The sequence below is a fragment of the Armatimonadota bacterium genome (genome assembly GCA_031459855.1).
Lineage (GTDB): Bacteria > Sysuimicrobiota > Sysuimicrobiia > Sysuimicrobiales > Humicultoraceae > Fervidifonticultor > Fervidifonticultor primus.
The window spans coordinates 408,299-431,996 of the sequence record JAVKHP010000001.1; the positions used below are offsets into that span (position 1 = coordinate 408,299).

The window sequence follows — 23,698 nt, forward strand, 5'->3', positions numbered from 1 at the left end:
CCCACGCGCCACCGGCATCGACGGCGCGCCCGCCAGGGTCCTGCCGCCCCGGTCCTGCCGCCATGGTCCTGTCGTCACGATCACGGACAGCCCTCCCCACGCAGCCGCGCACCCAGCGGGCGCACCGACGCCAGCGCGTCCAGGTGGGTCAGGGCGTCGAGGATCGCCGCGGCCTCCGGCGCGGGGAGGCGCTGGCAAAGCGCCGCCAGGTGCAGCGCGCGCACGGCGTCTGCGGCCAGCGGGACGGCAGGTCCACCCACCGGATCGCAGCACTCGCCGACCAGGACGCGTCCATCGCGCAGGACGACCGACACCCGCGCGCCCCACCGCTGGGGAAAGGCGGCCTCGAGCCCATCGTCGGCGTACACGGTGATGCGCCGGGCCAGGGCGTCGATGCGCGGATCGTGCAACCGGTCGGTGAAGCTCTCGAACCCGATGCGCCCGTCGACCAGGTAGGCCGCCAGCACGAAGGGGATGCTGAACTTGGCGCTCGTCGGCGTGGGGGCGTGCTGGTGGGCGAACAGCGTCGCGATCCCGAAGGTGTGGACCTCGATGCGGTCCACGGCGTCGGCGCTGACGGCGCTTGTGGCCGGCAGCGCGGCCCGCAGCGCGTCGAGGGCCGGATGGGTGTACCGACACGACGGATAGGGCTTCAGGTAGCCCCGGGTGATCTCATAGGTCGTGCCCAGGGAGCCGAACCAGGCGTCGAAGTCCGCATCGCCCATGGCCGCGCGCAGCGGCCCGAAGATCCGCGCCACCGCGTCGGCGGACCCCTGCAGGCCGGCCTGGGCCCACCGCGCCGCGGTCACGCCCGCCTGGGCGCTGAGCCCGGCCGTCAGGTTCCGCGCCAGCGCGCCCTCGGCGTACGGGTCCCACAGGCTCAGCACGGCCAGGTTGACGGCGAGCCGCCACGTGGCGCGCAGCGTCCTGGGGTCGCGCCCCCAGACCAGCGCGGCGGCCAACGCCGGCCCCACCGTGGTCCAGGTGCTGTGCGGGTTGCGCACGACCCAGCCCGTCGCCGCGTTCACGCGCGCGCGCATCGGCATCACCGCCCGCTCGACCCTGGCGCACACCTCGTAGGCGCGCAGGACCGCATCGACCACCGCGGCGCCGGGCGCGTCGCGCTCCTCGGCCGCGGCCAGCGCCGCCATGACCGAGGCGGCGCCCACGTGTCCGGCGGTGTTGTGCCCTTCCTCGACCTCCTGCGCGATGGCCAGCACCGTGTTCGCCATCGCAGCGTGCTCGACGGGCGCGACGCGGCCGCACCCCACCACGGTACAGGGGCCGGCCGGCAGGGCGAGCGCCTCGATCGCCCCGTGCAGCTCGGGGAGCGCGCTCCCCGCCATCGCCGCGCACACCACGTCCTCGATCACCAGCCGGCTGCGGGCCACCGCGTCGGCCGGTGGCGCCACCTCCCCGGCCAGGAACGCCACCACGTGTTCTTCGTCGACGGGCGCGTCAGCCCCGGACACGGTCGACGTCCGCCTCCTCAAGCATCAGGTCTTGCACCAGGGCGCGGACCCGCTGCGCGCCGAGTTGCCGCCACCGCGCCAGCGCCGCCCCGGCCCGCGCGCCCAGGACGGGCGTCACGAGGCGGAGGAACTTCTCCTCCACCTGCTCGGCGGAATACGCCAGGTGGTCCTCACCGCGTGGCAACGCCACCTGCGCCTCCAGCCGACGGCCGTCGCGCAGGACGACCGTCACCCGCGTCGGCCGCTGGGCCGGCGCCAGCGCCGTGAACTCGGGCCGTTCGCGCACGTGCACCCGTTCCGCCAGGGCCAGCGCCCGGGCGGTGAGGGCCTCGGGTTCGAACGCCTCCACCCATGACGACCCGTGCAGCAGGCGCGTGGCGACCGCAAACGGCAGGCTGAACTTCGCGGCCAGCCGGGTGCCGGGGCGCGGGTGCGCAAAGGTGGCGGCGAGCGCGTAGGTCTCGACCTCCACACGCACCACGTCCTCGGGCAGGATCGGCTCGCGGCGGGCGAGCTCGTCGAGGCAGTCGAGGGCACCGTGCAGGTGCCGGCACGCTGCGTGCATCTTGAAGTAGCCGCGGCCGATCTCGTACTCACGTCCCAGGCCGGCCGTCAGCGCCTCGACGTCGGGCTCGGTGGCCGCCAGCGGGCGCAACGCGCGGGCCACCCCGGCGGTGCCCGTCACCCCCGCCGCTGCCAGGCGGGCGGCCACGAGCCCCAGCATGTTCGCCACACCCGCATACGTGTCGCGGACCCCTGCGCCGTCGATGGCGCTGTCGTAGTGGGTCTGCAGCATGTAGTGGGCCGCGATCCGCAACGCTTCCACGACGACGTGGGGACGGCCGTCGAGCAGGAGCGCTGCCGCCGTCGCGCCACCCAGTACGCCCCAGGTGCCGTGCGGGTGCAGCGGCGGCCGCAACGCGCCCAGGGAGCGCCCTGCGCGCGCGGCCACCTCGTAGCCGGCGATCACCGCATCCAGCAGCTGCTCGCCAGTAGCGTCGACGCCCTCCGCGGCGGCCAGGGCGGCGGGCACCACGTGGATCGCCGGATGCCCGCCGGCGAACCGGTGCCCCTCGTCGAGCTCCAGCGCCGTGCCCGCCGTGCCGTGGAGCATGGCCGCGTGGGCGGGCTCGGCGCGCAGGCGTGTTCCCAGCACCGCGGCGGGGCCTGGCGCGCTCGCCGCCAGGGCGGCGACCGACGTCCCCAGCCGGCTCATGCCGCCCACGATGGCACCGAGCGTGTCCACCAGCACCAGGCGCGCGCGCCCGACCACGTCCGCGGGCAGGTCGCGGCTCCGGAGCCCCACAGCGAAGGCGGCCAGGTGCTCCTCCGGGGTGCACGCGGCCTCGCTCATCGTCCGGTGCGCATCTCCGCTGCAGCCGTCAGCCCGGCGATGCGGCCCCACCCCAGCGCCGTGAGCAGCCCGTTGCCGGGCGAATAGCCGGCCGCGCCGTGCCCCGAGATGCCCACCGCGGTGCCGCCGCCGGCGAACAGGTTGGGCACGGGCGTCCCGTCGCCCCGCAGGACGCGCGCGCTGGTATCGATCGCCAGGCCGCCCTGGGTGTGGAAGAGTGCCCCCGTGACCCTGACCCCGCAGTAGGGCGGCGTGAGGGGCCGGCGGACTCCGGGAGCGCGTCCCAGCGGATCGCGCCCTGTGGCCAGCCCCGCATTGAGCGCTGCCACGGTGCGCTCAAGACCGGCGGCATCGACGCCCAGCCGCGCGGCCAGCGCCGACAGGGTGGCCGCGCGGCGGATGCCGCCCAGCGCGTCGAGGTCCCGGTAGTTCTGGTCGTGGGCCAGCATCTCGGCGTCGATGGTCCCGTCGTACACGACGAACGCCACCCCGCCGGGCTGCGCGACGACCCGGGCGCCAAACGGGCTGTAGCCCAGGTCCTCGCAGGCGAAGCGCTCCCCGGCGACGTTGACCACGCACCCGCCGCGCTCCACGACCGCCCAGCTCAGCAGGACGCCATGGGGCACTGCCACGCTCCCGTGCCCCTGGTAGGCGTCCATGCAGCGCGTAGCGGCACCCAGGGCCACGCCCCACTCGATTGCCTCGCCCGTGACCGTCGGGGCGCCAAAGTAGAGCGCCCCGGCGATCTCCGGACAGTGCGTGCGCACCATGGCCGGATTGCCGCCGAACCCGCAGGCCGCCAGGACGACCTTGCGAGCCTTGATCCGTTCGCGGATCCGGCCCGCCTCCACGCCCAGCACCTCGCCGCCAGCGCCGACCACCAGCCCCACGGCGGGCGTCTCGGTGGCGATCGACACGCGGCCGGTTGCAGCCACCGCAGCCAGCAACGGCTCGACCAGGTCACGCCCCTGGCGCGACGGCGGCGCGTGAAACCTTGGCACCGACTGGCCGGTGTACCGGAAGTCGACGACCAGCTCCAACGGCACGCCCGCCGCCTGCAACCACGCGACGAGGGCCGCCGAGTACTCGCACAGCACCCGCACGTGCTCGGGATCGGCGCCCGCGCCCGCCTTTGCCAGGATGTCGGCGGCCATCTGCGCGGGCGTGTCCTCGATGCCGTGGGCGCGCTGCTGGGCGGTGCCGGCGGCCGGGATCATGGCCGTGCTGATGGCCGTGGTGCCGCCGGGCCGCGGCGCCTTCTCCAGCAGCACGACCTCGAACCCCTCCTGCGCCAGGGTGAGAGCCGCGGCCAGGCCGCACCCGCCGCCGCCCACCACCACCGCGTCCGTCTCGGCATCCCAGCCCACGGCGCCCCTCACCCGCCCAGGCACGCCCGGCGCAGTTCGTCGCGCTGCAGCAACGCGCGGCCCTCGCCCTCGGCCACCACCGCACCGTGCTCCAGCACGTAGGCCCGCCGGGCCAGCTGCAGGGCGTGATGCACGTTCTGCTCGACGAGCAGCACGGCGATACCCTCGCGGTTGATGGCCGCCACGACCTCGAAGATGCGCGCCACCATCAGCGGGGCCAGGCCGATCGACGGCTCGTCCAGCAGCAGCAGACGGGGCCGGCCCATCAGCCCGCGCCCGATGGCCAGCATCTGCTGCTCGCCGCCCGACAGCGTACCCGCCAGCTGGCGCTGTCGGTCGCGCAGCACGGGGAACAGCGTGAAGACCAGCTCCAGCGTCTGGCGGCGCGCGGCCTTGGCGTGGCGCGGGTAGGCGCCCATCTCGAGGTTCTCGCGGACCGTCATCTCCGGGAACAGCCGCCGGCCTTCGGGGATGTGGCCCAGGCCGCGCCCGACGATCTCGTGGGCGGGACGACCGTCGATGCGGACGCCGTCGAACCAGACCTCGCCGCCCCACGGTCGGAGCAGGCCGGACAGCACGCGCAGCGTCGTGGTCTTCCCGGCGCCGTTGGCGCCCACCACGGCCACCAGCTCGCCGGCCTCCACGGTCAGGCTCACGTCGCGCACCGCGGCCAGCCGGCCGTACCCTGCGGTCAGGTGCACCGCCCTAAGCAAGGAGGGCCACCTCGCCCAGGTAGGCGTCCACGACGCGCGGGTCCCTGGCGACGTGTGCGGGCGGACCGTCGGCGATCTTCTCGCCGTGGTGCAGCACGATCACGCGGGTGCAGACCCGCATGACCGCCCGCATGACGTGCTCGATCCACAGCACCGTGACTCCCCGGACGGGCAGCTGACGCACCAGCTCGCTCATGACCTCCACTTCCCGCGGGGTCAATCCGGCCATGACCTCGTCGAGCAGCAGCAGGCGCGGGCGCGTGGCCAGTGCCCGGGCGAGCTCCAGCCGCCGCTGGTCGCTGATGGTGAGGTCGCGGGCCGGGACCTGCGCGCGCCCGGCCAGCCCCACGAACGCCAGGCACTCCCGGGCGATGCGCTGCGCCTCGCGCATGCTTGCCCCGCGCGCCAGCGCGCCCACCAGCACGTTGCGCTGGACCGACAGCTCGGCGAAGGGCCGGACGATCTGGAAGGTGCGGACCAGCCCCAGACGACAGATCTCGAACGGCCGCAGGCCCGCTAGATCACGACCGGCGAACACGACCCGTCCGGCATCGGGCCGGAGGAACCCCGAGATGAGGTGGAAGAGCGTGGTCTTTCCGGCGCCGTTGGGGCCGATCAGCCCCACCACCTCGCCGGCCTCCACCTGCAGGCTCACGCGGTCCACGGCCACCAGGCCGCCGAAGCGCCGCGTGACGCCCTCCACCGCCAGCAGGCTCATGGGTGCTCCCTCGCCCGCGGACCCGCGCCAGCCGGGCGCGCCCACCGGATGTCCGCGTCCGTTGCCAGCAGGCTCATCCTCCGTGACGCTGTGGCCGTGGTGGCGTGCGGCACGCCACAGACCTCCGCCAGCAGACGCCCAGGCGTCTCTTCGCTGGACCGGGGAGCTGGCCTCATCGAGGGCGCTCGCGCCAGCGCCGCACGGCCCCGACCAGGCCGTGGGGCAGGGCCATGATGGCCACCACCAGCAGCGCACCGTAGATCATCAGGTGCACGCCGCGGTAGCCGCCCAGGTAGGCGCGCATCCACTCGCCCAGCGGCACCAGGAGCACGCTCCCGGCCAGCGGGCCCAGGGCCGTGCCCGCCCCGCCGATGATGTTGGGCAGGATCGCCGCCACCGACACGTCGATGCCGAACGCCAGGTGAGGATCGATGTAGGAGAAGAACTGCACGTAGAAGGTCCCGGCCAGCGCCGTGGCGGCCGCGCTGGCGCCCATGGCCACCAGGCGGGTGCGCGTCGTGTCCACGCCCAGCGCCTCCGCGGCGTCGACGTCCTCCCGCACCGCCTCCATGAACAGGCCCAGCCGGGAGCGCTCCAGCGCGGCGGCCGCCGCCGTCAGCCCGACGGTCATCACCAGGATCACGTAGTAGTAGGCCCATGGCTCGGGAAACTGGAACGTGGCGAGCGACGGCCGCAGGGGCACCAGCACGCCCATGGCGCCGCCCAGCGCCCGCCAGTTGGTGACGGCGATGCGGCAAACCTCGGCGAAGGCCAGGGTGACCAGCCCGAAGTACGGCCCGCGCAGCCCGTAGCGGAAGCTCAGGGCACCGATGACCCCGCCGGCGGCCGCGGCCAGCACGGCCCCCACCAGCATGCCCAGCCAGGGGGTGAGGCCGCCGCGGGCGAACAGCAGCGCCGTGGTATAGGCGCCGATGCCGAAGAACGTGGCGTGCCCGAACGAGAACTGGCCCGCGTAGCCGCCCACCAGGTTCCAGCACTGGGCCAGGTAGGCGCCGTAGAGGGTCATGATCAGCACGCGCAGCACATACGGACTGGCCACCAGCGGCACCGCGACCGCCGCCGCCAGCACCGCGGCCGCCACCAGGGCGGGCACGGTGCGGGCGCGCCCAGGCGCCTCGACGACCGCCGCGGGCTCAGCCACGCTGCCGCACCCCGAACAGTCCCGTGGGCCGGAACAGGAGCGCCAGGATGAAGATGCCGTAGACGACCAGCTCCTTGAGGGATCCGGGCAGCAGGGCCGCGCCCAACGCTTCCCCGACGCCGATCAGCAGCCCCCCGGCCAGCGCGCCGGTGAAGCTGCCGAGTCCGCCCAGGACCACCACGACGAAGCCATAGAGCAGGAACACGTGCCCCACGTGGGGTGCCGTGTACAGGTAGGGCGTGATCAGGGCGCCCGCCATGCCGGCACAGGCCGCCCCCAGCCCGAAGGTGAAGGTGTTGATCCGGGCGACGTCGACGCCCACCAGCGCGGCGCCCACGGGATCCTGGGCGGTGGCCCGGATCGCGCGTCCGGGTTCGGTGAACGCCAGGAACAGGTAGAGCGCGGCCGTGAGCGTCACCGCGCCGACGCACGCGATGAGCCGCGGCTTGTTGAGCAACAGCGGGCCCAGGGGCACCGCGCCCTCCAGCCACGCGATGCGCAGCGTGCGGAAGTCGGGGCTCCACAGGAACAGCGCGAGGTTCTCCAGGATCAACATCACGCCGAGGGTGAGCAGCAGCTGGGTGTGCTGGGGCGCCCCCGCGATGGGCTGCAGCAGGCCGCGCTGGATGCCCGCGCCCAGCAGGAACAGCAGCACGAAGACCACCGGCAGCGCCAGGTACGGGGGCACGCCCCAGAGCACGAAGAGCCAGTAGGCGGTGTACATGCCCAGCATCAGCAGGGCGCCGTGGGCGAAGTTCACGACGCGCATCACCCCGAAGATCAGGGTGAGGCCCACGGCCACCAGGGCGTACACCGCCCCGGTGAGCAGGCCGGTGACGGCTGCCTGCCCGACCAGCAGCAGCATCGGCCGCTCAGGTGACGGGGAACACGGCCGTCATCTCGCTGTACCGTTCGGGCAGGACCACGCGCGGGGCCCCGCCCCGGACCTGCAGGAGCACCGGCCGGGCGTTGACGTTCTCACCCTTGCCGTCGAACTTGATCTCCGCCTGGGGCAGGATGTGGTCCCGCAGGGTGGTGGCCGCCAGCGCCGCGCGGATCCGCGTGGGGTCGGTCGAGCCCGCGCGCTCCACGGCGTCCAGCAGTACCCGCGTGGCCGCGTAGGCGTAGACCGCGTGGGTGGACATGTCCCGGTTGAAGCGCTCGCGGTAGGCGCGGAAGACGCCGCGGGTGCGCGGGTTCACCGGGTTGTAGTAGTAGTTGGAGTCCATGACGTGCTCGCTGGCCAGCGGGCCCGCCTCCGCGGCGAACCGCGGATGGCTGAACGCGCCGTTGGCCACGCCCACCACCGCCTTGGTGCGCAGGCCCACCTCACGGATGGTGCGCGCCACCAGCACGCCGTCACGGAAGTAGCCGGTGAACAGGGCCACGTCGGGGCTGGCGGCCCGCACCTTGGTGCACTCCGTGGTGACGTCGGCGGTGGCGGTGGGGTAGACGATCCGCTCCAGCACCCGCAGCCCGGCCTGACCGGCGAACCGGACCAGGCGGTCGCCGATGGAGACGCCGAAGATGCTCGACTCGTGCATGATGGTCACGGTGTTCACGGCGGTCTTTGCCTGCCGGCCCAGCGTCACGATGTACTCGATGGCGTACTGGGCCATGGCCGTGGAGTTGGGCTGGACCCGGAACGCGTACTGGAAGCCGCGCTCCAGGATCTCGTCGGCCACGGCCACCGTGATGACGTAGGGGATCCGACGCCGCTCGGCCACCTGGGTGGTGACGAACGCCACGGCGCTCTGGTAGGCGCCCAGCAACCCGACGACGCCCTCCCCGATCAGCCGCTCGGCCTCGGCGGCACCCTTGTCGGGCGAGCCCTCGGTGTTGCCGTGCAGGACCGTCACCCGGGCACCGCCCAGCGACCGGATCCCGCCGGCCCGGTTGACGTCGTCGGCGGCCAGCAGGATGGCGTCGCGCATCTCCCCGCCCTCCAGCGCCAGCCCGCCCGAGAGCGGGTGCAGGTGACCGATCTTCACGTCGGCCGGCGCGGCCCCGGCCACGTGCAGCGCCCAGGGCGGCAGGTGCGTCAACGCCGCCGCCCCACCCAACGCTCCCGCGCGCTTGATGAAGGCGCGCCGTGTGAGCCTGCTCATCGTCTCGTCCTCCTTTGCGGCGCTCGCCGCCGTGTCGTCGTCTGTCGGTCCCTTGACGGGCGGCGATGGGCGGGGGCCAGGTGGCCCATCGCCGCGGAGAGCTCGCCGGCGGCCGCACGCACCATGCGGCCAAACCGCGCGAGGTCGCCGGGCCGGAGCCGCAGCACCGGTCCGGAGATCGTCAGCCCCGCGATCACCGCGCCCGTGTGATCGCGCACCGGAGCGCTGACCGAGAAGGCCCCCTGCACCCGTTCGCTGGCGCCGGCGGCGTACCCGCGCCGCCGGATCGCCGCCAGCTGCTGGGGCAGCGCGGCCAGGTAGGCGTTGTCCACGCGGCCTTCCCGCCGGGCCTCCTGCAGCACCGCCGCAACCTCGGCCGGCGGCAGGTGCGCCAGCAGCACCTTCCCCGACGCCCCCACGTAGAGGGGCAGGGGCTTGCCCAGTTCGACGAAGTGGCGCACGTCGTGCCGGCTCTCGACCTTCTCGATGCACACCCGCGCCCGGCCCACGACGATGTTCAGGTTGACCGTCTCGCCGCAGGCCAGCTGCAGCCGTCGCATGATCGGCAGGGCCTGGGCGCGGAGCTCCATGCCGTTCTGGACCACCCGGCCCAGGCGGAACAGCTCCAGCCCCGGCTGGTAGGTGCCCGTGGCCGCATCCTGCCGCACGAAGCCCCGGCGCTCCAGGGTGGTCAGCAGGCGGTGCACCGTGCTCTTGGCCAGGTGGAGCCGCCGGGCGATCTGGCTCACGCCCAGCGTGGGCGCGTCGAAGTCGAAGCAGCGCAGCACGTCCAGCGCGCGCTCGACGCTGCGGACGGCGGCCGACGCCCGTGCGTCGCTCACAGGCGTCCCTCGACGCGCGCCTCCAGGTCGCGCCACGCCGGCAGGCCCAGCAACGCGTTGAGCTCGCCGAACGACAGCATGGCGTCCAGCACGCCTGCCGTCGTGCCGTGACGCTTGAGGGCGTCCATGACCTTCACCACGGCCGCTGCCGCTGCCCGCACGGCCGCTCCCGGGAAGATGACGAGGCGGTAGCCCATGGCCTCCAGCTCGTGGGCCGCACACAGCGGCGTGCGGCCGCCTTCCACCATGTTGGCCACGACCGGCGGCGGAAGTGATGAAGCGATGCGCGCCAGCTCGTCGCGCGAGGCTGGCGCCTCGACGAACAGCACGTCCGCCCCCGCGTCCCGGTAGCGGTGCGCCCGCTCCAGCGCCGCCTCCAGGCCGAGCGGCGCACGGGCGTCGGTGCGCGCGATGAGGAGCGTATCCGGGTCGCGGCGCGCGTCCAGCGCGGCCCGGATCTTGCCCACCATCTCCTCGACGGGCACCACGCGCTTCCCGTCCAGGTGCCCGCAGCGCTTGGGGAACACCTGGTCCTCGAGCTGGATCGCCGCGGCGCCGGCCCGCTCGAACTCCCGCACCGTGCGGCGGACGTTCAGCGCGCCGCCGTACCCGGTATCGGCGTCGGCGATCACCGGCAGCCGGGTGGCTTCCACCACGGCGGCCAGGCGCATGGTCATCTCCGTCAGGCTCACCAGCCCCAGGTCGGGCGCGCCCAGGTGCGTGTACGCCACGCCCGCGCCGGTGAAGTAGACGGCCTCGAAGCCGGCGCGCTCGACGATGCGCGCCGTCAGCGCGTCGGGCGCGCCCGGGGCGACCACGATCGGCCCGTGTGCCAGCCGCTGGCGCAGCGTGCGCGCCGTGCTCACCGCTGCGCCCTCCGCTGCAGGCGGGCCAGCGTGAAGGGCACGATGCCGCCGTGCTCCAGGATCTCCCGGGAGGTCCCGGTGAGGTTCAGCACGGGCAGCACGGCGCCGGTGCGGAGGTTGGTCACCGCCCGGGCCACAAGGTCGACGCGCAGCAGGTCGCCGGCGATGATACCGTCGACGGCGGGGACGATGACCGCCGGCAGGCCGTTGTTGATGGCGTTGCGGAAGAAGATCCGCGCGAACGAGCGGGCCACCACTGCGGCGACGCCTGCCTGCAGGAGGGCCAGCACCGCGGCCTCGCGGCTGGAGCCGCAGCCGAAGTTGACGCCGGCGACGACCACGTCGCCGGGCGCCGGAGCGCGGGCGCCCTCTGGGTCGAGGCCCGCGAACACGTACTGGCCCACTTCCTCCACCGGCCGGTCGAGGTAGCGCCCGGGCAGGATCTGGTCGGTGTTGACGTGGTCGCCGACCACCCACGCGCGGCCTTCGAGGACCGGGCGCATCACAGCGTCTCCCAGGATCCCCACGCAAGGCGCAATGCCGGCACCGGGGTCGGGTGGCGGCTCCAACGCATCACAGCAGCTCCCGGGGATCGGTCAGCCGGCCGGTGACGGCGGAGGCTGCCACGGTTAGCGGGGAGGCCAGGTAGATCTCGGCCGAGGGCGCGCCCATGCGCCCGGGGAAGTTGCGGGTGACCGAGGCGACGCACCGCTCGCCCGGGCCGAGCAACCCGCCGTGGAGGCCGGCGCACGCCCCGCAGCCGGGCGCCGCGATGACCGCGCCAGCGGCCACCAGGGCGCCCAGCGTGCCGTCCTCCAGCGTCTCCTCGACGACCCGCTGTGTCGCCGGCGTCACCTGCAACGGAATGCGGACGCGCCGGCCCCGCAGCACCCGCGCAGCCGCCCGCAGATCGTGAGCCTTGCCGCCGACGCACGAGCCGAGGTAGGCGCGGTCCAGTGGCAGCCCCCCGAGATCGGCCACCGGGTGGACGTTGTCGACGTTTGGCGGCGCCGCCACCAACGGCGGGAGCGCCGCCGCATCGAACGCGTGGACCGCCTCGTACGCGCACCCCGGATCTCCGGCCAGCGGGCGTCCGGCGGCAGCCGCCGCGGCCCCGTAGCGGGCCAGCACCGGCCCGCTGGGTGGCACGATCCCGTTCTTCGCGCCCATCTCGATCGCCTGGTTGGTCAGGACCGCCCGCTCGTCGAGCGCCATGCTCTCGACCGTCGGCCCGGCGAACTCCACGGCCCGGTAGATGGCGAAGTCGGCCCGCAGGTCGCGCAGCACCGCCATGGCTAGGTCGCGCGCGGTGAGGTACGGCGGCAGCGCGCCCTCGAACCGGACCAGCACCGTGGGCGGCACCCGCAGCCAGATCTCGCCCGTGACCAGCACGGTGGCGAGCTCCGTGGCCCCCACGCCCACGGCCAGGGCCCCGACGGCGCCCGCCGTCACGGTGTGCGAGTCGGCGCCCACGATCAACGTGCCGGGCAGCGCCAGGCCTTCCTCCAGCAGCACGTTGTGCATGATGCCGACACCGTCGAAGAAGTGGCGCAGCGCGGCCTCCCGCGCCCACCGCCGGGTGGTGGCCAGGATCTCGGCGTGGCGCACCGTCGCCGCGGGCGTGAAGTGGTCGACGGCCAGCACGACGCGATCGCGATCCCACAGCCGGCCGCCCAGGCGCTCGAGGGTGCCGGCGATGCGCCGCGGGCCCGACGAGTCGTGCATGGCCGCCAGGTCCACGGCCGCCCACACCTCGTCACCGGGGGCGACCGCGGCCTGGCCGGCGGCGCGGGCGATGATCTTCTCGGTCAGCGTCATGGGGCGGGCCGCACCTGTCTGGCTGCTCATCTGCCGCTCTCCACTGTCCGTGCCCCGTAGCCGTGACCCGTGCCGTCGCCCGTGTACCCCATTCGTTCCGCGCTGTGGAACATCGTTTCTTTCGTACCGCGATTCGGCGATTCGACGCCTGGCGGCGATCTCCTCCGGCGGAAGACGACCTCCCGCAAGGCGGTGGGGCTCTCTGCCGTTGGCTGCCGTTCTACCGTTGGCCGCCGTTCGCTGCCGTTGGCTACCGTTCGTTGCCGCTCGCTGCCGTTGGCTGCCCTCGCTGCCATTAGCCGCCGCTACCTGCCGTTCTCTGCCGTCGCGCCCCCCGGCGCGCCGCAGCCGCCGCAGATGGTGGGCGGTGACCTCACGCCCGGTAAAGCGCCTCCCGGCATCCGCCTCCGCGTGCCGCAGCACGCGGCCGGCGGTGCCCGCGCTGCCGTTACCGTCCGGTGACAGTGCCCGTGCTAGGATGGGCTGCGCACACTATGCATCCGGCGTGGGGCAGGACACGCCGGAACCACGGCACGAGGAGGTCGAGATGAAGCGAACTGCGCTGCTGGTCGTGATGCTGGTGCTGGTGGTCGTCCCCATCAGCCTGGTCAGGGCACAGGCGCCGCGGACGCACTACGGCGCCATCCTCACCGGCGACGAGCAGGTGCCCCGGGTCGCGACCCGCGCCTACGGGACGGCGGTCTTCGAGGTGCAGCCCGGGGGCAACGCCATCCGGTACTGGCTTACGGTCGTCGACATCGCCAACGTGCAGATGGCCCACATTCACATCGGCGCCCCGGGCCAGGCGGGACCGGTCGCCGTCTGGCTCTACCCCGCTGCCCCGCCGCCCCGCCCGATTCCGGGCGTGACCAGCGACCAGCTGGCCGAGGGCACGTTCACCGCAGCCAACTTCGTGGGCCCGCTGGCCCGGCAGCCCATGAGCGCGTTGCTGACAGCCATCGCCCAGGGCAACGCCTACGTGAACGTGCACACGGCCGCCAACCCCGGCGGGGAGATCCGCGGGCAGATCAGGTAGCCGCGCGCCGTCCTGGGTGCACCCGGGCGAGCACCCAGCGCACGCTGCGTGTTGGGGGGAGCGGGCGCGACCCTGTTGGGGTCGCGCCCGCTCCTGCGTCGCAGTCCAGCTTTCGACCTGAGGGTACCCGCAGGCACGCGGCCTGCGGACACCCTGGGCGACCACGCCCGCAGGCCCGCGGCCTGAGGATACCCGGGTGACGACGCCCGCACCCTGCGGGCCGACAGCCGCGCTCCAGGCGCCCCCCGCTCCATTCACCGGCTCCCGGCGCGGCGGCCTTTGGCCTGGAACTGTCGCTCGTACAGCGCGCGCACCTGGGCCAGCGACGTGGCGTCCTCGGGGCGCTTGTCGTCGCGCACACGGGTGATGCGCGCAAAGCGCAGGGCGAACCCCGACGCGTACTGCGGGCTGCGCTGGATCTCGTTGTAGGCCACCTCGACCACGACCTCGGGCCGCACGGTCACGGTGACGCCGTCGTCGGCGGTCGCCAGCGCCAGCAACCGGGCGGTCATGGCCCGGAACTCGTCGTCGGTCAGCCCCTTGAACGTCTTGCCCACGGGCGCCCAGCCGCCGTCATCGGCGCGCACCGCCAGATGGTAGTTCGACAGCCACCCGCGCCGGCGTCCCGACCCCCAGTCGGCCGCGAGCACGACACAGTCCACGGTCTCGACCGGCTTCACCTTGAACCAGCGCTTACCACGGCTGCCCGGGGTGTAGGGACTGTCCAGTGCCTTGGCCACGACCCCCTCGTGTCCCGCAGCCAGCGCCTCGGCGAGGAACGCACGGGCGTCGTCGAGGTTCGCAGGCACGATCCGACGCGCCAGGTGCGCACCGCCCGTGACTGCCGCGAGCGCCTCCCAGCGCGCCGCGTAGGGCTCGTCGATCAGCGTCCGGCCATCCAGCCACAGCAGGTCGAACAGGTGCAGGACCAGCGGGACCTCGTGGGCGGCCGCGTCGATCGCCCGCACGCGCCCGAACCGCCGCATGAGGTCCTGGAAGGGCAGCGGCCGGCCGTCGGCGTCTGTGGCGACCACCTCGCCGTCGGCAATGAGCTCGGTCGCCCGCAGATCGCGTTGCACCAGGGCCACGATGTCGGGCAGGCTCGCCGTGACCTCGCTGAGCCGCCGGCTCCAGATGCGCACCACGTCACCGCGCTTGTGGATCTGCACCCGCGCGCCATCGTACTTGTACTCGAGCGCGGTGCGCCCCCCGTGGACCGCGAAGACCTCCGCCAGCTCGGTGGCCATCTCGGCCAGCATGGGCGCCAGCGGCACGAAGAGCGTCACCCCGGTGTCCGCCAGCCCCGCAGCACCGCAGGTGAGCGCGATGCGGGCCACCTCGCCGAGGTCGGCGCGGACCAGGGCCGCCCGGCGCACCAGCGCCGGGGGCACCCCCGCCGCCTGCGCCAGCGCCTCTTGCAGGAGCCCCTCGTCGAACCCGATGCGCATCTCGCCCAGCACGATCCGCTGCAGCACGGCCCGTTCGTCCTCGGTGGCCTGCGCCAGCAGCGCACCCAGGCGTGCGATGCGCGCGCGCCGCGCACCCGGGCCCGACAGATCGGCGACCGCGGAGAAGGCTGCGGCGACGTCCAGGAGCTCCAGCACAGAGGCGGTCGGCGGGGGGCCCGCAGCGGCGCGCGCCTCGGCCAGCGCGGCCCAGCTGACGTCCAGCGCGCGGGGATCTGTGGCCGGGAGCGCCCGGCCTGCCAGGAACGCCGCAGCGGGAACGATCTCCTCCGGCGCCAGACGGCGCAGGAACGCGGCCGCCTGGGCGATCTTGACGCGCCGGCTGCGGGTGGCCTCCAGCTCACGGCACAGGCGGCAGAACTCGTCGAAGCGCATCTGTGTCCAGGGTACCCGGCCACAGACGCCGTGCGAAGGCCCGCCCGCAGGTGCGGGACGATCCCCGCTCACCGCGCCGCGCGAGACGCCGCTCCTCGAGGGCTGGAGCGCGTCCCGGGAGACGAGCAGACCGCATGCGCGCGGCTGGCGCGCCGCGCAGGGATCGGCGCCCCCCGCGCCCAACTGTGAGCGCGTATGCGTCTGCTCGCCTGCGCCGACCTCCACGGTCGCCCGGAACGCATCGCGCGGGTGCGGGCGCTCGTCGCCGAGCACGCACCCGAGGTCGTCGTGCTCCCCGGCGATCTCACGCACCTGGAAGTTGGCGAGGACGCCCTAGCCTTGCTGCAGGACCTGTCCGTGCCGGTGCTGGCCGTGCCCGGCAACATGGACGGGCCCACGGCGGTCACGGCCATCGGCCTGCACGGCCGCCTCGGTGGCGCGCAGCCCGTGGTCATCGGCGGGGTGGCCTTCGGCGGACCGCAGGTGCGCGCGCCCTGCGACGTGTTGGTGACCCACGAGCCTCCCTACGGCACCCTCGACGAGCCCGCCCCGGGCCGGCATGTGGGGTCGCGGGCCGTGCTGGACCTGCTGCGCCGCTACCGCCCCAAGGTGCTCACCTGCGGGCACATCCACGAGTCGCCCGGCATCGCCCGGGTCGAGACGACACTGGTGGTCAACTGCACCATGGGCGACGGGCGGACCGGGGGCGCGCTGATCGAACTGACCGAGCACGGCGCGACCGCGCGGCTGCTATGAGCCACACCGGGTAGGCGGTCTCACCCCAGCTCCCTGAACCCCTCCACCGCCCGGTCGATGAACAGGTCGGCGCTCCCCAGGTAGCGCTCCACCTCGAGGGCCCGTGCGAGGGCCTCTGCGGGAAGGGCGGCGCGAATCTCCGCGTCGGCGGCCGCTGCCTGCTCCAGCGACAGGCCTGCGCGCGCCGCCGCGTCGCACACGCGCTGCACGGCGCGATAGGCACCCTCCCGCCCGAGCGTCGCCGCCAGCGCCACCGCGAGCGCTTCCGCCATCACCTGCCCGCCGCCAGCGGCCAGGTTGGCACGCATCCGCGCGGCGTCGACGGCCACCCCTTCCAGGGCCCGGCGCACCCACGTGACCGCCGCTGCCGTGCGCTCGAACAGCTCGGGCAGCGCCGCCCACTCGGCCTGCCATCCGCCCGCGGCCCGTTCGTGCTCCTGCACCGGCCAGGCGGCCAGCAGCGTGCACGCCGCCCCCACAGCCAGGCGAGCGCTGGCCAGGGCGAGTGCGGCGTCCGCCGGGTTGCGCTTGTGGGGCATGGCGGACGAGCGCCCGGCCCCGGCCTGCGCGGCCGTCGAGACCTCGCCGACCTCGGTCTGGCCCAGCAGTGCCAGGTCGCCCGCGATCTTCGCCATGCCGCCTGCTGTCAGGCCCAGCAGCGCCGCGATCTCGCCCATGCGGTCGCGTTCGGCGTGCCAGGGGAGGTCGGGCACGCCCAGGCCCAGTTCGCGCGCCACCAGCTCCACCACCCGGGGCCCCGCCGGTCCCAGCGCGGCCAGCGTGCCCGCCGCCCCACCGAGCTGCACGACGAGCACGCGCGGGGCCACCTCCCGCATCCGCTGCACCAGCCGCGTCACGAGCGCCAGCCACCGCGCCGCCTTCAGCCCGAAGGTGATGGGCACGGCGTGCTGCAGCAGGGTGCGGCCCGCCATCACGGTACGCCGGTGGTCCTGCGCGAGCCGCAGGCAGGCCTCGCCCACGGCGCGCAGGTCCCGCTCGAGGAGTGCCAGCCCCTCGCGCACCTGGAGGACCATGGCGGTGTCCAGGACGTCCTGGCTGGTGGCGCCCCAGTGCACGGCCTGACGCGCCGGCGGGTCCACGAGCCCCGTAAGCGCGCGCACCAGCGGCACCACCAGGGTGCCGGCTGCGGCCGCTTCCTCGACGAGGGCCGGCACGTCGAAGAACTCGACACGACACCGCGCGGCGATGGCGTCCGCGGCGGACGGGGCGATCACGCCCGCGGCGGCCTCGGCACGGGCCAGCGCCGCCTCGACGTCGAGCGCGCGCTGGACGAGCGCGCGCGCCGAGAACACCGCCGCTACTGCCGGGACGCGGAAGTACGCCAGGTCGTGGGCGGTCATGGCGCGGGCGCCGCAGGTGCCGACCGCGCCACGAGGTCGCGCAACGCGGCCAGCTCGTGGGCCTGCGGGGGCGGCGTCTCTGCCACCTCCGCGGCGAACCGCACGGGCCACCCGGTGCGTGCCGCGATCTCCTCCCGGCGCACGCCGGGATGGATCCCCGTCACCACGAGCTCGCGGGTCTCCGGGTCCGGCCGCAACAGGCAGAGGTCGGTCACCACCAGCGTCGGGCCCCTGGTGTGCAGCCCCAGGCGGGCCCGCGCGTCGCCGCCGGTGGCGTGGCCGACCGAGGTCACGAAGTCCACCCGGGGCACGAACGCGCGCCGCGTGTGGGGGACGATCACCAGCACCTCCTGGCAGTGACTGGCGATCTCCGGCGCCCCGCCGGCGCCGGGCAGGCGTGCGTGCGGGTGTGCGTAGGGGCCGATGACGGTGGTGTTGATGTTGCCGAAACGGTCGACCTGCGCGGCACCCAGGAACCCCACGGTGATGCGGCCGCCCTGCAGCCAGTAAGCGAACAGCTCGGGCACCGAGACCGTCGTGAGCGCGGTCTCGCACAGCTCGGGATCGCCGATCGACAGCGGCAGCGCGCTGGGCCTGGCGCCGATCGTGCCCGACTCGTAGATGAGGACGATGTTGGGGGCGTGGGTCACGCGCGCCAGGTTACAGGCGGCCGACGGGAGTCCGATGCCCACGAAGCAGACGTCGTCGTCGGTCAACGCCCGGGCCGCCGCCACGGTCATCATCTCGGTGGGGGTGTAGTCCACGGACTCCTCCTGTGCCGTTGGTGCACCGCCTCCCGCCTGTGCGGGCCCTGCGTCGGGATCCGCCCCGCGCGCAGTGCTGATCGAACCGCCTCCCGCCTGCGCGGGTCGTGCGCACCGCTACGCCGTCCCCGTCTGCCCGGTTACCTGCGGCGGGCGCGCCTCCAGCACGTGCGCCCGCATCCAGGCCAGGAACGTCTCGCGGTCGCGGGCGATGGCATCCCAGGCGGCGTAGAAGGCGTTGTCCCGGCGGTAGTAGCCGTGGGCGTAGGACGGCCGCGCACCGCCCGGCACCACCGCGATCGCGTCGATCGTCCACGCGGGGAGCACGACGGCGTTGGGCCCGCCGGGCCGCAGGTCGTCGACGACTTCCTCGACGGTGACCACCGCGCGTGCGGCGGCCAGGACCACTTCCTTCTGCACGCCCACGATGCCCTCCAGCAGCACGTTGCCCGCGCGGTCGGCGCGCTGGGCGTGGACGATGGCCACGTCGGGCCGGATCGCGGGGACGGCGGCCAGCTGCTCGCCCGTAAAGGGGCAGGTGAGGAACCTGATCCGCGGGTTGACGCGCGGCAGGTCGGTGCCGGTGTAGGCGCGCAGCACCGCGCAGGGCAGGCCCGCGGCGCCGGCCGCGTAGGCCGCCGCCATGCCCGCGTGGCTGTGCTCCTCCAGCTCCAGAGGCCGCGGCCAGCCGTGCTCCACCGCGTCGCGGAACCGGTGCAGCGACCCGACGCCCGGATTCCCGCCCCAGGAGAAGACCAGCCGGCGCACGCAGCCCATCCCGATGAGCTGGTCGTAGAGCAGGTCGGGCGTCATCCGGTACAGGGTGAGGTCGCGCCGGCCCTGCCGGATCACCTCGTGCCCGGCGGCGAAGGGAATCAGGTGCGTGAACCCCTCCATGGCCACCGCGTCGCCGTCGTGCACGTGCGCAGCGATCGCGTCGGGGAGCGAAAGGAAGCGCGGCCGGCGCCGCCGGGGACGGTCCATCAGCCCCTGCGGGCGACGCGCGGGGCGGCCCGCGGCTGCTCGTGCCGTCTCCACGCCGGCCGGGCGCGCGCCATCAGAACTCGAACACGAAGAAGGCGGTCTCGCCGTCTCCCTGCAGCACGATGTCGAAGCGGTACACCGGGGGCACCGTCCCGGGCTGCCGGCGGGCGAGCAGCGTCCCCCGCCGTGCCTCGGGCACCAGGCGTAGCACCGGATCCGTCGCCGTGGCCGGGTCGTCGTCGAAGTACAGGCGCGTCCACAGGCAGTCCAGCAGGCCACGCGCCGAGACCGCCACGTTGATGTGGGGCGCCTGCATCACCCCGCCCCGGAACGGCACGGGGCCGGGCTTGATCGTCTCGAACCAGAAGAAGCCGGCATCGTCGGTCCCCGCGCGTCCGAAGCCGACGAACCCGGGGTCGAGGGGTACCGGACGCTGGTCCAGGGGGTGACGGTACCGCCCGAAGGCGTTGGCCTGCCAGATCTCCACCATGGCGTCGGCCACGGGCGCGCGGTCGCCGTCGTACACGTAGCCCTCCAGGCGGATACGCTGCCCCTCGGTGTCTTGGCGCACCAGGACGTTCATCCCCTCGCGCAGCAGGCCGCCGTGGAAGAACGGCCCGACGGTCTGCGATGGGGTCAGCCCCCGACGCATGGTCGATCGCCTCCGGCACTTGCGCTGCGACCGTCACGCGGGAGGGCCGCCGCCTGGCGAGCTGCCCCCGGCCTCAGCCGCGCAGCCCTCATGACCGTCCCTCCGCGGCCTCGAACGGCTCGAAAGGCGTCACCAGCGGCCCCCGCAGCACGATGTCGAAGCGGTAGCCCAGCGCGTACTCGGGCTCGGTGACGTCGTGGGCGTAGCGCGCGATCAGCCGCTCGCGCGCGCCGGGCGGCACCGCGTTGAAGATGGGGTCGTACTCCAGCAACGGGTCGCCGGGGAAGAACATCTGGGTGATGAGCCGCGACGTCCACGTCGGTCCCAGGAGCGAGAAGTGGATGTGGGGTGGTCGCCAGGCGTTGGGGTGGTTCTGCCACGGGTACGCGCCCGGCCGCACCGTCACGAAGCGGTAGACGCCGTCGGCGCCCGTCAGGCACCGCCCCCACCCCAGGAAGTTCGGGTCCAGCGGCGCGTGGTGCTGGTCGGCGCGGTGGCGGTAACGGCCCGCGGCGTTCGCCTGCCAGACCTCCACCAGCGTGCCCGCGATGGGCGCGCCACGCTCGTCCAGCACCCGCCCGGTCACGAGGATGCGCTCGCCGATGGCCTCCTGGCCGGTGCCCATGTTGCGGGTGAGGTCCGCGTCGTCGGCGTGGAGTGCGGCCAGCTCGGGGCCAGGGCCGGTGAGCTCGGAGAGCGTGGGCGGCAGCGGCACCAGCGGCTGGCGCGGCGAGCGCTTGATCGTCGCGCGGTAGGCCTCGTAGTAGTACGGCGGGAACACGTCGGGGTCTCGTGGCGCCACCGTCGTCATCCTCCGCTCCCTCCTCCCGCGTCGCCGCCGGCCGCCGGCATGCCGGTGGGGCCGCCGGGGTGCGCCACGTCTCCCGCGCCGGTCGGCGGCGAACTCCCCGACGGGGCTCCCGGCTGCAAGGCTGCCGGTCCGTCGTTCCCCGACGGTCCGCCCTCGACGAGCTCAGCCCTGGCCAGCCCGAAGGCCCAGTTGGCGGCCGGGACGCCCGCGTAGACCGCCACGTGCAGCAACACCTCGGCGATCTCCGCGGGGTCGACGCCGAGGTTGCGGCTGGCCCGCAGGTGCAGCGCCAGCTCCTCGCGGCCCAGGGCCGCCAGGATCGCGATGGTCACCAGGCTGCGCGTCCGCCGGTCGAGCCCGGGCCGTGCCCACACGCTACCCCAGGCCACCTCGGTGATGAAGCGCTGGAAGTCGGCGTCCAACGGCGTCTGCCGGGCCTCGGCGCGGGCCACGTGCTCGGCGCCCAGGACCTCGGCGCGGACCCTGCGCCCCACCTCGAACCGGGAGTCCATGCCGGCACCTCGCAGACGGCCTCCGGACGCGACATGCTTCGCGGTCCCCCCGCGCGCCTCCTCGCCGCGGTGAGCCCAGCACCACCCCCACCACCCGATGGCCCCCGAGCCCACAGCACCAGAGCGAGCCCACTACACGCGCCTCCCCTGCCTCCCCGCGCTGCGGCACGGACGGGGGTTGGCTTCCCAAAGACCGGTCCGCGCGTACGCATACGGCCTAGCGTCACCCAGGACCGGTTTCGGCCCCAGGGAGCGCGGGCGCGGCGCCCTGCACAGGCAGGGCACTAAACGTTGCGGCGCGCCACGGCGTCTAGGCGTACGGGGAGAGTTCTCGCACCGGAGGGGACCGCTATGCGACCACATGCACGCTGGATCATCGGCGCAGCACTGGGTGTCATCGTCACCGGTCTGCTCGTGGCGGCCGCCCCCATGCGGGCGTCCACGCTGCCCGACGACGAGCACCGCACGGACGAGGTGACCATGGCCCTGGCCGAGGTCTCTGGCGCCGCCGGGCCGGCCGACCCGGCGGTCGTGGCGCGGGGGCACGACGTCCTCGCGCAGGCGCCTGCGGCGCCAGCGGCCGACCTGCGTCGGCGGCTCAACCTGACCGAGGAGCAGGCCCAGCGGGTCGAGCAGATCCTGACGGCCTACCGCGCGCGCACTGCGCGCCTGCGCATCGATCTGGCCCGCGCGCGGCTGGACGCCCGCGAGGCGCTGTTGGAAGCCACGCCCGACCGGGCCCGGCTCGAGGCGATCGCGCGGCGCATCGGCGACCTCCAGGGCCAGCTGACCCGCGCGCGCTTCGAGATGCTGGTGGACCTCAAGGGCGTGCTCACGCCCGAGCAGTGGATGCGCCTGCAGACGCTGCGACCGGGGCGGTGGTTCCGCGCGCCCGGACGCTGAATCCGTCCGGCACCAGGAAGCAGCGCCGGCTCATCCGTAGTACTGACGACCACCGGTCAGGTGAATGCACTCCCCTGTCAAGAACCGGTTTCCTGGACGGCAGAGGAAGACGATCACCTCGGCCACGTCTTCTGCTCGCCCCAACTGAGGTGCCTGCTCGCCACCATACGGTTCGGGCACGAGGCCCAGACGCCGCGGCATGTCGGTGTCGGTGAGATCGGGCGCCACGCAGTTCACCCGGATGCCCTCGTTCCGCAGATGGAGGGCGAGGTACTTCGTGAGGGCGATCAGGCCGCCCTTGGACGCCGCGTAGTGCGGCCCGACGCGCCCGCCGATGCGTCCGGCGATGGACGCCACGTTGACCACCGCCGGATCGTGTCCCTGTCGCAAGAGCGGCAGGCAGGCGCGGACTACGAGGAAGGGCCCGGTGAGGTTGACCGCGAGGGTTTCCTGCCACTCAGCCAGCGACACCTCCGTCAGCCCGCGCTGGCTGGCGATTCCGGCGTTGTTCACCAGGGCATCGAGCCGACCGTGCTCCCGCTCCACGTGCCCCGCGATCCGCTCGACATCCACCGGCAGGCTGACGTCCGCCAGCACGGTCGTGGCCCGCACGCCGCAGGCACGCGCCTGCTCGGCTGTCGCGTGCAGCCCGTCCGCGTCACGCCGTGCGACGAGCACCAGATCCATGCCCTGCGCAGCGGCGGCCAGGGCCGTGGCCCGGCCGATGCCCCGGCTGGCACCGGTGACGAGGAGGATGCGTCGCTCCTGGGCCATCGTGTCTCGACGCCGCAGGGCTTAGTCGATCCGTTGGACGGCGTTGCGCAGCCGGCCCACGCGCTCGATGGCGATCTCCACCACGTCACCTTCCCGCAGAAACCGCCCGGCGAAGCCACCGACCCCCCGAGGCGTGCCCGTGGCAATGAGGTCTCCCGGGTAGAGCGCTGCGCGCGCGGAGGCATAGGCCACCAGGGCGGCCACCGAGTGGACCATCAGCGCCGTGCTTCCATCCTGGCGGAGCTCGCCGTTCACCCACGAGCGAATACGCAGGTCCTGCGGGTTGGGAACCTCTTCCCGCGTAACGATCCAGGGCCCGACGGGTGTAGAGGCCTCAAGACACTTGGCCGAGTACCAATCGACGATCCGGTGCTGCCCGAGCTGCGTCCACTGCAGGTCCCGGGCGGTGACATCGTTCATGATGGTGTATCCCGCCACGCAGTCCATCGCCTGCTCCGGCGCCACCCGCCGTACCGGCCGACCGATCACGACCGCCAGCTCCGCCTCGTAGTCCAGCTGCTGGGTAAGCGGGCTGATCCTGATCGGATCGTCGGGTCCGGTGAGCGCGGGCCAGAGCTTCGCGAACACCACCGGCTGGGCGGGTGCCGCGCCCAGGCCGGCTTCCTCCGCGTGTTCCCGGTAGTTGGCAGCCACGCAGAGGATCTGGGCCGTGCGCTCCACGGGCGCGAGCAACCGCACGTGGGCGCGCGGGAGGCCTTGGGCCCGCGCGGCGGCAGCTGCCACCGCTGCAGGGTCCGTGCCCAGCGCCGCCAGCAAGGCCGAGAGCGACGCATAGTGCGGTCCGAGGTCCCGAATCGTGCCATCGTCCTCCACGACGCCCGGACGAGGCCCCCGACCGTCGTCGAACAGCACCACCCGCATGT

The 23,698-nt window shown here is 74.0% G+C and carries 24 protein-coding genes; 3 read left to right on the top strand and 21 right to left on the bottom strand.

The features are described from left to right. Nucleotides 1–80 precede the first annotated feature (80 nt). The 12 genes from QN157_01810 to QN157_01865 form a co-directional block, all read right to left on the bottom strand. A complete protein-coding gene (locus QN157_01810; protein MDR7554322.1) occupies nt 81–1,472 on the bottom strand; it encodes an MmgE/PrpD family protein in 1,392 nt (463 codons plus the stop codon). Beyond that, nucleotides 1,459–2,826 carry an MmgE/PrpD family protein gene (locus tag QN157_01815; GenBank protein ID MDR7554323.1) on the bottom strand — a complete coding sequence of 456 codons (1,368 nt, stop codon included), beginning with the start codon at nt 2,824–2,826 and terminating at the stop codon, nt 1,459–1,461. Before QN157_01815 ends, QN157_01810 begins: the two co-directional genes overlap by 14 nt. Beyond that, nucleotides 2,823–4,193, bottom strand: a complete 1,371-nt coding sequence (locus QN157_01820; GenBank protein MDR7554324.1) for an FAD-dependent oxidoreductase — start codon at nt 4,191–4,193, stop codon at nt 2,823–2,825. Before QN157_01820 ends, QN157_01815 begins: the two co-directional genes overlap by 4 nt. Nucleotides 4,194–4,201: 8 nt before the next feature. Beyond that, on the bottom strand, nt 4,202–4,906 hold the full coding sequence (locus QN157_01825) for an ABC transporter ATP-binding protein (protein ID MDR7554325.1): 705 nt from the start codon (nt 4,904–4,906) through the stop codon (nt 4,202–4,204). Beyond that, nucleotides 4,899–5,624: an ABC transporter ATP-binding protein gene (locus QN157_01830; protein ID MDR7554326.1), complete on the bottom strand. Its 726-nt coding sequence runs from the start codon at nt 5,622–5,624 to the stop codon at nt 4,899–4,901. Before QN157_01830 ends, QN157_01825 begins: the two co-directional genes overlap by 8 nt. Before the next feature lie 172 nt (nt 5,625–5,796). Next, a complete protein-coding gene (locus tag QN157_01835; GenBank protein MDR7554327.1) occupies nt 5,797–6,786 on the bottom strand; it encodes a branched-chain amino acid ABC transporter permease in 990 nt (329 codons plus the stop codon). Then, nucleotides 6,779–7,651, bottom strand: a complete 873-nt coding sequence (locus tag QN157_01840) for a branched-chain amino acid ABC transporter permease (protein MDR7554328.1) — start codon at nt 7,649–7,651, stop codon at nt 6,779–6,781. Before QN157_01840 ends, QN157_01835 begins: the two co-directional genes overlap by 8 nt. Before the next feature lie 7 nt (nt 7,652–7,658). After that, complete coding sequence (locus QN157_01845) at nt 7,659–8,894, bottom strand: ABC transporter substrate-binding protein (GenBank protein ID MDR7554329.1); 1,236 nt, start codon at nt 8,892–8,894, stop codon at nt 7,659–7,661. After that, nucleotides 8,891–9,736 carry an IclR family transcriptional regulator gene (locus QN157_01850; GenBank protein MDR7554330.1) on the bottom strand — a complete coding sequence of 282 codons (846 nt, stop codon included), beginning with the start codon at nt 9,734–9,736 and terminating at the stop codon, nt 8,891–8,893. Before QN157_01850 ends, QN157_01845 begins: the two co-directional genes overlap by 4 nt. Then, nucleotides 9,733–10,602 (bottom strand): oxaloacetate decarboxylase, encoded by an 870-nt coding sequence (locus QN157_01855; GenBank protein ID MDR7554331.1) that lies wholly within the window; start codon nt 10,600–10,602, stop codon nt 9,733–9,735. The genes QN157_01850 and QN157_01855 overlap by 4 nt, the downstream gene beginning before the upstream one ends. Beyond that, entirely contained in the window at nt 10,599–11,105 is a 507-nt protein-coding gene (locus QN157_01860) for a 3-isopropylmalate dehydratase (protein ID MDR7554332.1), read from the bottom strand. The genes QN157_01855 and QN157_01860 overlap by 4 nt, the downstream gene beginning before the upstream one ends. Nucleotides 11,106–11,175: 70 nt before the next feature. Beyond that, a complete protein-coding gene (locus QN157_01865) occupies nt 11,176–12,450 on the bottom strand; it encodes an aconitase/3-isopropylmalate dehydratase large subunit family protein (GenBank protein ID MDR7554333.1) in 1,275 nt (424 codons plus the stop codon). A 517-nt stretch (nt 12,451–12,967) separates the two neighbouring features. Between QN157_01865 and QN157_01870 the strand changes: the two genes are divergently transcribed. Further along, nucleotides 12,968–13,456, top strand: coding sequence for a CHRD domain-containing protein (locus QN157_01870; protein MDR7554334.1), 489 nt, complete (start codon nt 12,968–12,970; stop codon nt 13,454–13,456). A 254-nt stretch (nt 13,457–13,710) separates the two neighbouring features. On the opposite strand, the gene QN157_01875 is transcribed toward QN157_01870, so the two are convergent. Beyond that, nucleotides 13,711–15,297: an ATP-dependent DNA ligase gene (locus QN157_01875; GenBank protein MDR7554335.1), complete on the bottom strand. Its 1,587-nt coding sequence runs from the start codon at nt 15,295–15,297 to the stop codon at nt 13,711–13,713. Between the two features lie 195 nt (nt 15,298–15,492). Here QN157_01875 and QN157_01880 point away from each other — a divergent pair, with 195 nt between their 5' ends. Continuing rightward, nucleotides 15,493–16,053, top strand: coding sequence for a metallophosphoesterase (locus QN157_01880; GenBank protein ID MDR7554336.1), 561 nt, complete (start codon nt 15,493–15,495; stop codon nt 16,051–16,053). A 20-nt stretch (nt 16,054–16,073) separates the two neighbouring features. Here QN157_01880 and QN157_01885 read toward each other — a convergent pair whose 3' ends face one another. From QN157_01885 to pcaC, 6 genes are all read right to left on the bottom strand, one after another. Continuing rightward, nucleotides 16,074–17,414, bottom strand: a complete 1,341-nt coding sequence (locus tag QN157_01885; protein MDR7554337.1) for an adenylosuccinate lyase family protein — start codon at nt 17,412–17,414, stop codon at nt 16,074–16,076. Further along, on the bottom strand, nt 17,411–18,157 hold the full coding sequence (locus QN157_01890; protein MDR7554338.1) for a CoA-transferase subunit beta: 747 nt from the start codon (nt 18,155–18,157) through the stop codon (nt 17,411–17,413). The genes QN157_01885 and QN157_01890 overlap by 4 nt, the downstream gene beginning before the upstream one ends. A gap of 138 nt (nt 18,158–18,295) precedes the next feature. Next, nucleotides 18,296–19,162 (bottom strand): CoA-transferase, encoded by an 867-nt coding sequence (locus QN157_01895; GenBank protein ID MDR7554339.1) that lies wholly within the window; start codon nt 19,160–19,162, stop codon nt 18,296–18,298. Between the two features lie 73 nt (nt 19,163–19,235). Beyond that, on the bottom strand, nt 19,236–19,814 hold the full coding sequence (gene pcaG / locus QN157_01900) for a protocatechuate 3,4-dioxygenase subunit alpha (protein MDR7554340.1): 579 nt from the start codon (nt 19,812–19,814) through the stop codon (nt 19,236–19,238). An 88-nt stretch (nt 19,815–19,902) separates the two neighbouring features. After that, nucleotides 19,903–20,625: a protocatechuate 3,4-dioxygenase subunit beta gene (pcaH, locus tag QN157_01905; GenBank protein MDR7554341.1), complete on the bottom strand. Its 723-nt coding sequence runs from the start codon at nt 20,623–20,625 to the stop codon at nt 19,903–19,905. Further along, nucleotides 20,622–21,137, bottom strand: coding sequence for a 4-carboxymuconolactone decarboxylase (pcaC, locus tag QN157_01910; GenBank protein ID MDR7554342.1), 516 nt, complete (start codon nt 21,135–21,137; stop codon nt 20,622–20,624). Before pcaC ends, pcaH begins: the two co-directional genes overlap by 4 nt. Nucleotides 21,138–21,488: 351 nt before the next feature. Here pcaC and QN157_01915 point away from each other — a divergent pair, with 351 nt between their 5' ends. Beyond that, nucleotides 21,489–22,040, top strand: a complete 552-nt coding sequence (locus QN157_01915) for a Spy/CpxP family protein refolding chaperone (protein MDR7554343.1) — start codon at nt 21,489–21,491, stop codon at nt 22,038–22,040. 30 nt (nt 22,041–22,070) lie between these two features. Here QN157_01915 and QN157_01920 read toward each other — a convergent pair whose 3' ends face one another. Further along, on the bottom strand, nt 22,071–22,814 hold the full coding sequence (locus QN157_01920) for an SDR family oxidoreductase (GenBank protein ID MDR7554344.1): 744 nt from the start codon (nt 22,812–22,814) through the stop codon (nt 22,071–22,073). 21 nt (nt 22,815–22,835) lie between these two features. After that, the gene (locus QN157_01925) at nt 22,836–23,696 is read right to left on the bottom strand and encodes a fumarylacetoacetate hydrolase family protein (protein ID MDR7554345.1); all 861 of its coding nucleotides are present in this window, start codon (nt 23,694–23,696) and stop codon (nt 22,836–22,838) included. Nucleotides 23,697–23,698: the final 2 nt, after the last annotated feature.

Excerpts from the sequence above, each read along its gene's own strand:
- pcaG (MDR7554340.1), bottom strand. The coding sequence starts at position 19,814 with ATGCGTCGGGGGCTGACCCCATCGCAGACCGTCGGGCCGTTCTTCCAC.
- QN157_01860 (MDR7554332.1), bottom strand. The coding sequence starts at position 11,105 with ATGCGCCCGGTCCTCGAAGGCCGCGCGTGGGTGGTCGGCGACCACGTC.
- QN157_01915 (MDR7554343.1), top strand. The coding sequence starts at position 21,489 with ATGCGACCACATGCACGCTGGATCATCGGCGCAGCACTGGGTGTCATC.
- QN157_01880 (MDR7554336.1), top strand. The coding sequence starts at position 15,493 with ATGCGTCTGCTCGCCTGCGCCGACCTCCACGGTCGCCCGGAACGCATC.
- pcaH (MDR7554341.1), bottom strand. The coding sequence starts at position 20,625 with ATGACGACGGTGGCGCCACGAGACCCCGACGTGTTCCCGCCGTACTAC.
- QN157_01845 (MDR7554329.1), bottom strand. The coding sequence starts at position 8,894 with ATGAGCAGGCTCACACGGCGCGCCTTCATCAAGCGCGCGGGAGCGTTG.
- QN157_01830 (MDR7554326.1), bottom strand. The coding sequence starts at position 5,624 with ATGAGCCTGCTGGCGGTGGAGGGCGTCACGCGGCGCTTCGGCGGCCTG.
- QN157_01815 (MDR7554323.1), bottom strand. The coding sequence starts at position 2,826 with ATGAGCGAGGCCGCGTGCACCCCGGAGGAGCACCTGGCCGCCTTCGCT.
- QN157_01840 (MDR7554328.1), bottom strand. The coding sequence starts at position 7,651 with ATGCTGCTGCTGGTCGGGCAGGCAGCCGTCACCGGCCTGCTCACCGGG.
- QN157_01870 (MDR7554334.1), top strand. The coding sequence starts at position 12,968 with ATGAAGCGAACTGCGCTGCTGGTCGTGATGCTGGTGCTGGTGGTCGTC.
- QN157_01890 (MDR7554338.1), bottom strand. The coding sequence starts at position 18,157 with ATGATGACCGTGGCGGCGGCCCGGGCGTTGACCGACGACGACGTCTGC.
- pcaC (MDR7554342.1), bottom strand. The coding sequence starts at position 21,137 with ATGGACTCCCGGTTCGAGGTGGGGCGCAGGGTCCGCGCCGAGGTCCTG.
- QN157_01875 (MDR7554335.1), bottom strand. The coding sequence starts at position 15,297 with ATGCGCTTCGACGAGTTCTGCCGCCTGTGCCGTGAGCTGGAGGCCACC.
- QN157_01895 (MDR7554339.1), bottom strand. The coding sequence starts at position 19,162 with ATGGACCGTCCCCGGCGGCGCCGGCCGCGCTTCCTTTCGCTCCCCGAC.
- QN157_01865 (MDR7554333.1), bottom strand. The coding sequence starts at position 12,450 with ATGAGCAGCCAGACAGGTGCGGCCCGCCCCATGACGCTGACCGAGAAG.
- QN157_01925 (MDR7554345.1), bottom strand. The coding sequence starts at position 23,696 with ATGCGGGTGGTGCTGTTCGACGACGGTCGGGGGCCTCGTCCGGGCGTC.
- QN157_01885 (MDR7554337.1), bottom strand. The coding sequence starts at position 17,414 with ATGACCGCCCACGACCTGGCGTACTTCCGCGTCCCGGCAGTAGCGGCG.
- QN157_01920 (MDR7554344.1), bottom strand. The coding sequence starts at position 22,814 with ATGGCCCAGGAGCGACGCATCCTCCTCGTCACCGGTGCCAGCCGGGGC.